The organism is Sphingomonas morindae, from assembly GCF_023822065.1.
GTDB lineage: Bacteria > Pseudomonadota > Alphaproteobacteria > Sphingomonadales > Sphingomonadaceae > Solisphingomonas > Solisphingomonas morindae.
On record NZ_CP084930.1, the window covers coordinates 1,084,586 to 1,094,272 of the forward strand.

At 62.6% G+C, this 9,687-nt stretch carries 5 protein-coding genes and 1 pseudogene; all 6 read left to right on the forward strand.

All coding sequences use genetic code 11. From position 1 onward, the window contains the following. The first annotated feature begins 460 nt into the window (after nt 1-460). Nucleotides 461-2,098: an HWE histidine kinase domain-containing protein gene (locus LHA26_RS05320; protein ID WP_252167695.1), complete on the forward strand. Its 1,638-nt coding sequence runs from the start codon at nt 461-463 to the stop codon at nt 2,096-2,098. A gap of 152 nt (nt 2,099-2,250) precedes the next feature. Further along, nucleotides 2,251-4,317, forward strand: coding sequence for a catalase (locus LHA26_RS05325; RefSeq protein ID WP_252167696.1), 2,067 nt, complete (start codon nt 2,251-2,253; stop codon nt 4,315-4,317). 482 nt (nt 4,318-4,799) lie between these two features. Beyond that, nucleotides 4,800-5,462 (forward strand): (2Fe-2S)-binding protein, encoded by a 663-nt coding sequence (locus tag LHA26_RS05330; protein ID WP_252167697.1) that lies wholly within the window; start codon nt 4,800-4,802, stop codon nt 5,460-5,462. Beyond that, nucleotides 5,462-6,478 carry an FAD binding domain-containing protein gene (locus LHA26_RS05335; protein WP_252167698.1) on the forward strand — a complete coding sequence of 339 codons (1,017 nt, stop codon included), beginning with the start codon at nt 5,462-5,464 and terminating at the stop codon, nt 6,476-6,478. The genes LHA26_RS05330 and LHA26_RS05335 overlap by 1 nt, the downstream gene beginning before the upstream one ends. Beyond that, on the forward strand, nt 6,475-8,703 hold the full coding sequence (locus LHA26_RS05340) for a xanthine dehydrogenase family protein molybdopterin-binding subunit (RefSeq protein ID WP_252167699.1): 2,229 nt from the start codon (nt 6,475-6,477) through the stop codon (nt 8,701-8,703). The genes LHA26_RS05335 and LHA26_RS05340 overlap by 4 nt, the downstream gene beginning before the upstream one ends. A 98-nt stretch (nt 8,704-8,801) precedes the next feature. Further along, nucleotides 8,802-9,646, forward strand: a pseudogene (locus LHA26_RS20145) (arginase family protein). Nucleotides 9,647-9,687 lie beyond the last annotated feature (41 nt).

Below are 9,687 nucleotides of genomic sequence, written 5' to 3' on the forward strand. Positions count from 1 at the left end.
TGGGCGGCCGCAGAAGCCGCCTTGAAGCCGACCCGTCCCCTTCGGCGAAGTTAGGACAAAGCATCATGGAACGGCCGGAAACGCGAAGGCAGCGGCTCAAGCCGTGGACGAAGTCCCGGCTCACCATTTCGAGGCGGTCGGCTCTGTGCTTGGAGCGCCTCGGCCTTCGATCGGCTCGATCGACGGCGTCAACGTGGGGGGAAGCCGGATGCCTTGGAGGCTCCGCGTCTCGGATGGACGCACTTCCCGCGGCGAGGCCGATCCACGTGGGAGCCGCAAGGGCATTCAGAACCCGACCGGGCTTGCCGAGCACATCCGACAAAGGGAGTTCGCTGCCAGTCTGGCCCGCGAAGCGGTGTCACGGCGGGACGGAGATAAAGACCATGGATAGGTCCGTTTACCCCCGGGCCGAAATGCCTCGCGGGAGTTCGATGGTAGGGCGGCAGCGGAGTTGAAGGGCATGTCGCAGCTTACCGGAGGCGTCGATAGGGATGGTCCCTTCTTCCTGCATGAGATCCGCTCCGCCAGAGTCTACGAGGAGGCAGCACGGCTGATCCGGGCGCTCTCGGAGTCAGAGGGGATCGACGACGGCTGTAGATCGGCGATCGCCGCGACGGACCTTCCAGTCGTGATCACCAACCCCGCACTTGCCGACAATCCCATCGTTCATGCGAACGCTGCGTTCGAAAAACTGACTGGCTTCGCAGTCGAAGAGGTGATCGGCCGGAATTGTCGTTTCATGCAAGGGCCAGCGACCGACAGGGTCGCCATAGCCCGCCTGCGCGCCGCCGTGGCAGCACAGCAGCCGATCGACATCGAGATCCTGAACTACAAGCGAGATGGAACCGCGTTCCTTAACAGACTGCTCGTTACGCCTGTGCCCCTTCATGAGGGTGGGTCGGTACTCTTTCTGGCCGTCCAATGGGACGTCGCGCTTGGAACAGACATGATTGCCGCTGATTCCGGCTGCGAAAGACATTCTACAAAGCACGCTTCCGATGCATTCATGGCATCCAATTTGCGAGCCGAGCGGTTGCGCCAAACCCTCTCGGCCGGCGGCTTGGGTTCCTGGTGGCTCGACCTCGAGACCGATGACTATCAGGAATGCGAGACCTGCAGATCGCAATACGGTCGCAGCGACCTCACTCCGGTCACCTTTGGGGAACTTGAGACGTCGGTGCATCCGGACGATCGTGAGCGACGTCGGGCAGCCTTGCGCCAAGCGCTGGAGGCCGGGAAAGGCATCGACGTCGACTTCCGCGTGTCTACTTCCGCCGGGGAGGAGCGTTGGATCCATCTCCGTGGGCAAGCCGATCATCGTGCCGACGGCACGCCGATGTCGCTTGCCGGCATTTCGCAGGACGTGACCGCCCGGAGACGGGTTGAAGAGCGTCGCGCATTGCTCTCAAACGAGTTGAGCCACCGGGTGAAGAATATGCTGGCCATGCTCCAGGCAGTGGTCGCTCAAACCGTTCGTAGTTCCAAGTCCCTGCAAGAGGCTGCTCGGACGCTCGACACAAGAATCCAAGCAATAGTCGCTGCCACCGATCTGCTAGTGCATGAGCGGCCTGAAGCTGCCGACTTGCGAGACGTCATAAGCCGGTCTCTCGCTCCATTCGGCATCGAGGACGCCCGCAGAGTCGATGTGAAGGGTATGGATCTCACTCTTCCCGCGCAGTTGGCGGCCGCACTATCACTCACCCTCTACGAGTTGGCGACTAACGCGACAAAATACGGCGCGCTGTCGACTGCCACAGGCTCGGTCTTAATCAAGTGGCATGTCATCAACGATCCCAGTTCGGAGTCTTTGCGCCTGGACTGGATTGAGAGAAACGGCCCGGAGGTTTCTCCGCCAGATAAGAAGGGCTTCGGCACGCTACTGATTCAGCAAGTTCTAAAACAAGACCTCGGATCGGAGATCGACATACTTTATTTGCCGGAAGGTATAGAATTTACGGCAGTGATGCCTCTAATCGAGCCGCCTGGAATGCTATCGCCACCCTCCTGTTTTCGAACGGCGAGGCTTGAGCAGGCTAAGCCAATCATCCTTGACAAACAACCGCTACAGAAGGCTCCTCAGCGGGCTACCGAGCGCTAGCAGAACACTCTATCGCCTCCGCCCCCAGACTTCCGGCTCGGCCAATCTGCACAAGGCAGTTTCGCAGATCCGCTTGTTAGCACTGATGATGCGTAAGAAGACGACTGGGCGCTGTGATAGCGGTTCATCCCGTTCTCAAGGAACATTGATCGATGGAAAAACTTGAAAGCAAAGGTGGCGAGACGCATCAGGTCACGGATGAAGATCATCCCGTCCTCACGACCAATCACGGCGTACCCGTCAGCGACAACCAGAACCAGCTCAAGGTGGGCCTGCGGGGACCCACGTTGCGCGAGGACGAAGTATTTCGCGAAAAGATCAATCACTTCGACCACGAGCGGATCCCTGAGCGAATCGTACATGCCCGGGGCAGCGGTGCCCACGGTTATTTCGAATGCACTGAGAGCCTCGAGGACGTGACGCGGGCGGACTTGTTCCAGCATGTCGGGCGGCGAACCGAGGTCTTCGTGCGCTTCTCGACCGTGACAGGTGGCGCCGGGTCGGCCGATACGCCGCGCGACGTCCGAGGCTTCGCAATCAAATTCTATACCCGGGAGGGTAATTGGGACCTCGTCGGCAACAATATTCCCATCTTCTTCATCCAGGACGCCATCAAGTTCCCGGATCTGATCCACGCTGCGAAGATGGAAGCAGATCGCGGTTACCCGCAAGCCGCGACGGCACATGATACCTTTTGGGACTTCATGTCGCTGATGCCGGAAACGACCCACATGGCTATGTGGATCATGTCGGATCGCACGCTTCCACGAAGCTTCGCGACGATGCAGGGTTTCGGTATCCACACGTTCCGGTTCATCAACCGCGCAGGCCGCCCCACCTTCGTCAAGTTTCATCTCAAGCCCAAGGCTGGTCTCGTCTCCACGATCTGGGACGAGACGGTGAAGATCGCGGGTGCAGACCCGGATTACCAGCGCCGAGACCTTTTCGAGCGCATAGGTCGCGGGGATCATCCCGAATGGGAGGTTGGCGTTCAGTTGTTTGACGAGAGCCTGGCCGACAGCCTCCCTTACGACGTCCTGGATGCCACCAAAATTATCCCGGAGGAGGTAGTTGCGGTGAGGACCATCGGCCGCCTCGTCTTGGATCGGCGGCCCGACAACTTCTTCGCCGAGACGGAGCAGGCCGCCTTCTGCCCAAGCCACCTCGTGCCAGGGATCGACCACACCAACGATCCTCTTCTCCAGGGCAGGTTGTTCTCGTACCAGGACACCCAGATCAAAAGGCTCGGCTCGACCAACTGGCACCAGATACCCGTCAACCGAGCGAAGGGTCGGGAAGGCTGCCCCTTCCTCAACATGCAGCGCGACGGGCACATGCAGATGGATGTACCCAAAGGACGGGCCAACTACGAGCCCAACAGCCTCCATCTGGCTGGCGAGATCGGTGGTCCCCGCGAGACTCCGGAGAGCGGGTTCCGGACATACCCGGCGGCCGAAGAGGGCGAGAAGGTAAGGCGCCGGGCGGCCAGCTTTGCTGACCATTACACTCAGGCCCGGCTTTTCTGGCGGTCAATGGATCCCGCAGAGCAGGCCCACATCGCGAGCGCTTTCGTATTCGAGCTTTCCAAGGTCTCACTCATGCACGTCCGGCTTCGTATGCTGGCCAACCTGCGTAACGTCGACGAGGAGCTCGCCGCGCGCATCGCCGCTGGACTGACGATGGAGCTGCCCGAGGCCTCGGCCACGGCCGCGCCAGTGATCGACATGCCGGTCTCGCCGGCTCTACGCACCGTGCGCGGACCACTGGAAAGGGAGACGCTCCTAGGCCGGACAGTCGGCATATTGATCGCGGACGGGAGCGACGCGGACGCGCTGAGGGAGCTGCGGGCCGATCTCGGTAAGGCTGGCGCCCACGTCCTTGTCGTGGCTCCCAGGATAGGTGCCATGTCCCTTTCGGACGGTTCTACCCTCGAAGCCGATGCGCAGCTGTTCGGACAGCCCTCGGCAACTTTGGATGCGGTCGCGATCATTCTCTCGGATCCCGCGTGCGCCAAGCTAATACGCGAAGTCGCGGCCGTGCAGTGGGTCATGGACGCGTTCGGCCACCTCAAGGCGATCGGCCACGATGCCGGAGCCAAGCCGCTGCTCGACCGCGCAGGGGTCGAGCCGGACGAAGGCGTGACGGGACTCGCCGACTTCGTCGAAGCCGCGAAACGCCGCTACTGGGACCGGGAACAGAAGGTCAGGACTCTCGCCTGAAGTCCCTCATCCCTTCCTCAGCACGGCCTCACGCGAGGTGCCGCGCCAGCCGCCACGCGTGGGCTGGGCAGGCCGTCGCTCTGCTCGGCCACACGGGACCACGGCCGCAAGGTGCAGAGGTGGCAGCTCGACGAGGCGAGCGCCACCAGGGGCCGCGCCATAGGACGATGGCCTACGAGGTTACTGTCACTGAGCAAGGCCGGGCAATCTATGAGCGACCGTGGGGCCGTTCACTGCATGCCGCAGCGTCGGGCGCCGAACACCGACGACGGCCACAATCGTCTTGTGACTACAGAGGCAAGACCGCGTCGTTCCTTCTCCGGGCGGCTCATCCACCAGCACGCCAGCAAATGGTCGGCTAGGCTGGCCTGCCCGCAGCCCGAAGGATCGACGGGTCTTGAAAGCACGGATGTCCTTCGTGGTCATTTTTACCTCAATTTACGTGCCTCAACGAAAGCAGTTTGCTCAGAGGATCTTCGGAGATGTGGCTCGGCATCCGGTCCGCATTCAAAACGGATCTTCCGCCCACGGTGCAGGAGTTGACGACCATGGAAGAGCCTATCGTCGGACGCCGAACCGTTCTCTCGAGCGGAGCCGCGATGGCGGCCTCCCTATCGCTCGGAAGCACTCCCCTTCAGGCCGGAGACCCAGCGGTGAACAGTTCCAATCCAGAGATGAGCGACGTGCTGCTGATGGTGAACGGCGCCGAGCACGTCGTCCATGTCGACACTCGCATGACTCTGCTCGACGCGCTCCGAGAGAGGTTGCACTTGGCCGGCTCGAAGAAGGGCTGCGACCAGGGTCAGTGCGGTGCATGCACGGTCCACATCGATGGTGAGCGGCACCTGTCCTGCCTGACCCTGGCCGTCGCGGCGCAGGGCCACCAAATCACCACGATCGAAGGGCTGGCGCAGGGCGACCGGCTACACCCCATGCAGCAGGCCTTCATCGATCACGATGCCTTCCAATGCGGCTATTGCACGTCGGGACAGATAATGTCTGCGGTGGCCTGCGTCCGCGAAGGCCATACCGGCACCGACGCGGACATCCGCGAGTACATGAGCGGCAATCTGTGCCGGTGCGCTGCCTATCCCAACATCGTCGCGGCCATCAAGCAAGCCGGTAAAGCGATGGAGAAAAGCTGATGCGTCCGTTCGCGTATGAGGCCCCGACCGACGCGCAGGCAGCGGTAAGGCTAGCTTCCGTCCCGGCGACCGCTCATGTCACCTCCCCCGTCCAATACAAGGGCGGCGGCACCACGCTGATCGACCTCATGAAGCTCGACGTGATGCAGCCCACTACCCTGGTCGACATCACAAGGTTGAACGACGAGCGCCTGCGGCGGATCGAGTCCCTCCCGAACGAGCTGCGGATCGGATCGCTGGTCACGATGGCGAGGCTCCACGAGGATCCTGCGATCGTTCGGAACTACCCGATCCTGACGGAGAGTCTTTGGCAAGGCGCCTCCCAGCAATTGCGCAACATGGCGTTTCTGGGCGGCAACGTCCTTCAGAGAACGCGCTGCTCCTACTTCCGCGATCCCAGCTTCGCACAATGCAACAAGCGCAATCCCGGATCGGGCTGCTCCGCGCTGGACGGGGCCAATCGCGGGCACGCGGTCCTCGGCACGAGCGAGCATTGCATCGCACTCTATGCGGGCGACTGGGCACCGGCCCTGGTCGCGCTTGACGCCCGCGTCGAGGTGCTGGGCCGATCGGGCGTCCGCTCCGTCGCCTTCGCCGATCTCCATCGCCTTCCCGGTTCGACCCCACACATCGAGACCAACCTGATGCCGGGCGATCTGATCACGGCATTCGTCATTCCCGGCGGACCTCGCCGGCGCTCGCTCTATCGCAAGATCCGCGATCGGGAGAGCTACCAGTTCGCGAACGCGAGCGCAGCGGTTGCCCTCGAGATGGACGGCGACGTCGTCCGCGATGCCCGCATCGGGCTAGGTGGTGTAGCGACGATTCCGTGGCGCGCGCGCACTGCGGAGCGGATGCTGCGCGGCAGACGGCTCACCGAGGCCTCCGCGAACGCCGCGGCGGCCGCCGAGTTCGAGGCCGCCAAGACCCGCGCGCATAACGTCTACAAGGTCGCGCTCGGTCGCGCGACGATGGTTCGCTCCCTGTTGGAAGCGCAGGCACTGGAGATCGCATGATGGGCGACCTGAACACCGCGGCACCGGCGCCCGGTCCAAACATGGGCTCTCCGATCCCACGCAAGGAGTCGGTCGCGAAGGTCACTGGTCGCCTGCCCTATGCAGCCGACGTGAACGATGTGATCCCGCTGCAGGCGTATTTCCTCACGAGTGCGATCGCCCGTGGGCGCATCGTGTCGATCGACACGGCGCCCGCGGAGGCGCTCGAGGGTGTCGTCAAGGTGTACACGCACCAGAACGCACCCAAGAGGATCCCCACGCCCTACACCCAGAAGGGGGGCTACGCTTCCGATACGAACATGCCGTTGACCGGCACCGAGATTTTTCACGATGGCCAGATCGTGGCGATGGTCGTCGCCGACAGCTACGAGATCGCCCGCGACGCCTCGCGGCGCATCGTCTGCCGCTACGCGGAGGAAGTTCCTTCGCCTACCATGACCAGCAAAGGCGTGCTGATCACCCATCCCGATGCACTCGCAGAAAAGGAGAAGAAGGCCGGTGACTTCGCCGCCGAGTTCGCCGCGGCGCCGGTGAAGGTGGAGGGCGAATATACGACGCCTGCGCAGCATCAGAACGCGATCGAGCTATATTCGACTACAGCATCCTGGTCCGGCGACGAACTGACGATCCACGAGCCCAGCCAATTCGTCGTGGAGCTTGCCAATGGCACCGCGGCGATGATGGGCATCGACCCTTCCAAGGTCCACATCGTGAACCCGTACATCGGCGGCGCCTTCGGCGGAAAAGGGTTCATGACGCAGCGGACAGCGCTGATCGCCGGCGCCGCCCGTGATCTCGGACGGCCCGTCCGCAACGTCGTCACTCGTGATCAGGGCTACACTCTTGCGACCTATCGTGCGGAGACCAAGCATCACGTCCGCCTAGCCGCCGACCATCGGGGGCGCCTGCTCGCCTACGGGCACGAGAGCTGGGAGCTGCAGTCCCGGCACGACGACTATCCGCTTGCCGGATTCGGCATAACGACGGTGATGTATGGCAAGCCTGCGATCGAGACCCGCGTGAACATGGTGAAGGCGGACCGCCAGACGTCGGGCTTCATGCGCGCGCCGATCGAAATGCCATACATGTACGCGCTCGAGAGCGCGATGGACGAGCTGGCCGTCGCCCTGAAGATGGATCCCATCGAGCTGCGTCGCGTCAACGATATCCGCGAGAGTCCAGTGGATGGAGCGCGCTTCACGAGCCGCTCGCTGATGCGCTGCTTCGACGAGGGTGCCGCGAGCTTCGGCTGGAACAAGCGTCATCCCGAGCCCGGCTCGATGCGCGATGGAGATTGGCTGATCGGATACGGATGCGCGGCCGCAGCCTACCCGACGCACATGGCGCCGGCGATGGCACGGGTGACGCTCAACGCGGACGGCGACGCGCGGATCGAAACCTCGGGACAGGATTCGGGGCAGGGCACCTACACGGCGCTGGCTCAGATCGCCGCGCGGGAATTGGGCATAGCACCGGGGCGCATTCGCGTGACCATGGGCGACAGCAAGCTCCCTCCGGCGCCAGCTTCAAGCAACTCCTTAGGCACCGCGTCGATCGGGTCGGCGGTCAAGCTAGCGACCGATAAGATCCGCGCCCGGTTCGGCGGCACCCTGCCCAAGCCGGACGAGCGGGCCGACGCATTCCGGCGGCTCGGCCTCAGCGAGGTGGCCGAAATCGGCGAGTTCGTGCCGCCCACCAAAAGCCCGGAGGTGCTGGCAAAGCTGCAGAAGGGGCAGGTTCCATTCGCTAACCAAGCACGGGGAGACGAGACCAAGGACGGCAAACCGCTCATGTTCGCATTCGGTGCGCAGTTCGCGGAGGTCCGTATCCACCGTCTCACGCACGAGATCCGCGTACCGCGGCTCACCGGTGCCTTCGCGGCCGGCCGGATCGTCAATACACGTATGGCCCACAGCCAATTCATGGGTGGCATGATCTGGGGCATGGCCTCCGGGCTTCTCGAAGCGACCGGAGTCGACGAGAAGCGAGGCCGCTACGTGAAGGATGCACTCGGAGAGTATCTCCTCCCGGTCAACTCCGACGTCTCCCAAGTCGACGTGATCCTCATCCCCGAGGAGGATCGCGAGATTAATCCCCTCGGAGTCAAGGGCATCGGCGAAATCGGCATCGTCGGTGGGGCAGCCGCCATGGCGAATGCTGTCTACCACGCCACCGGCAAACGGATCCGCGATCTGCCGATCGTGATGGATAAACTGCTGGTATGACCGTTTGGATCAGGCAACTGGTCCTGCGGTCCTGCGAGTATAGAAACAGACGACCGAGCGGCATCGACGTAAAATTCGTCAAGGCGTAGTTGTGCAGCATGCCTCGTTCAGTGGAAATCATAGTCGCGCCATTCCATGCGGGCGCCTATTGCCAGCGCGTCGGCAACGGACCTCACCGCCTCCTGCCGAACGTCGAGAGCGTCGCCCGAGAGAATGGCCGTGATGCTTCGTGCATCGAGATCGAGAGGGTCGAAGGGGCCGAGGGGGAGATCGGTCGCAGCTTCGAAGTCAAACGACGTGTCGCGACCGACGTCTCCGCAGCCACTGAGGCAGGACGCTTCCCTTTGGTCCTAGCGGGCAATTGCAATACCAGTGTCGGCGTGTTCTCGGGCCTGCGGGACGCCGAGGCCGGCATATTGTGGTTCGATGCCATCCCGACTTCGACACGCCCGATGAGACGACGAGCGGCTACTTTGACGGCATGGGCGTCGCAACGCTCGCTGGGCAGTGCTGGCATCGTCTTGCGGCATCGATCCCAGGGTTCAGACCGTTCGACACCGGCAGGCTCATCTACTGCGGCATTCGCGACTTCGAGTCGGGGCAGCGCGAGAAGGTCCAGAGGCACGGCATCAAGGCGGTGTTTGGATCGGCTACATCGCCACCCGATTTCGCCCGGCGGCTCGAACCATTGCTTGACGGCTTCCCGCCACGACACCTACTACATCTTGATCTCGATTGCCTCGACACTTCAATTGGGCAGGCCAACGAGTATGCAGCGCCTGGCGGCTTAACAGAGAACGACCTCTTCTCTTGCGTCCAACAAGCAATCCACCGATCCCGACCTATTGCGCTTACGGTCGCCTCCTTCAATCCCGAATTTCCAGGGAACGAGGCAATCGCCAACGCCGCCGTCAAGTGTATCCGATCAGTCCTTGAGGCTTGATAAACAATATCACGAAACCGCGTGCACGATGCACCAACGAA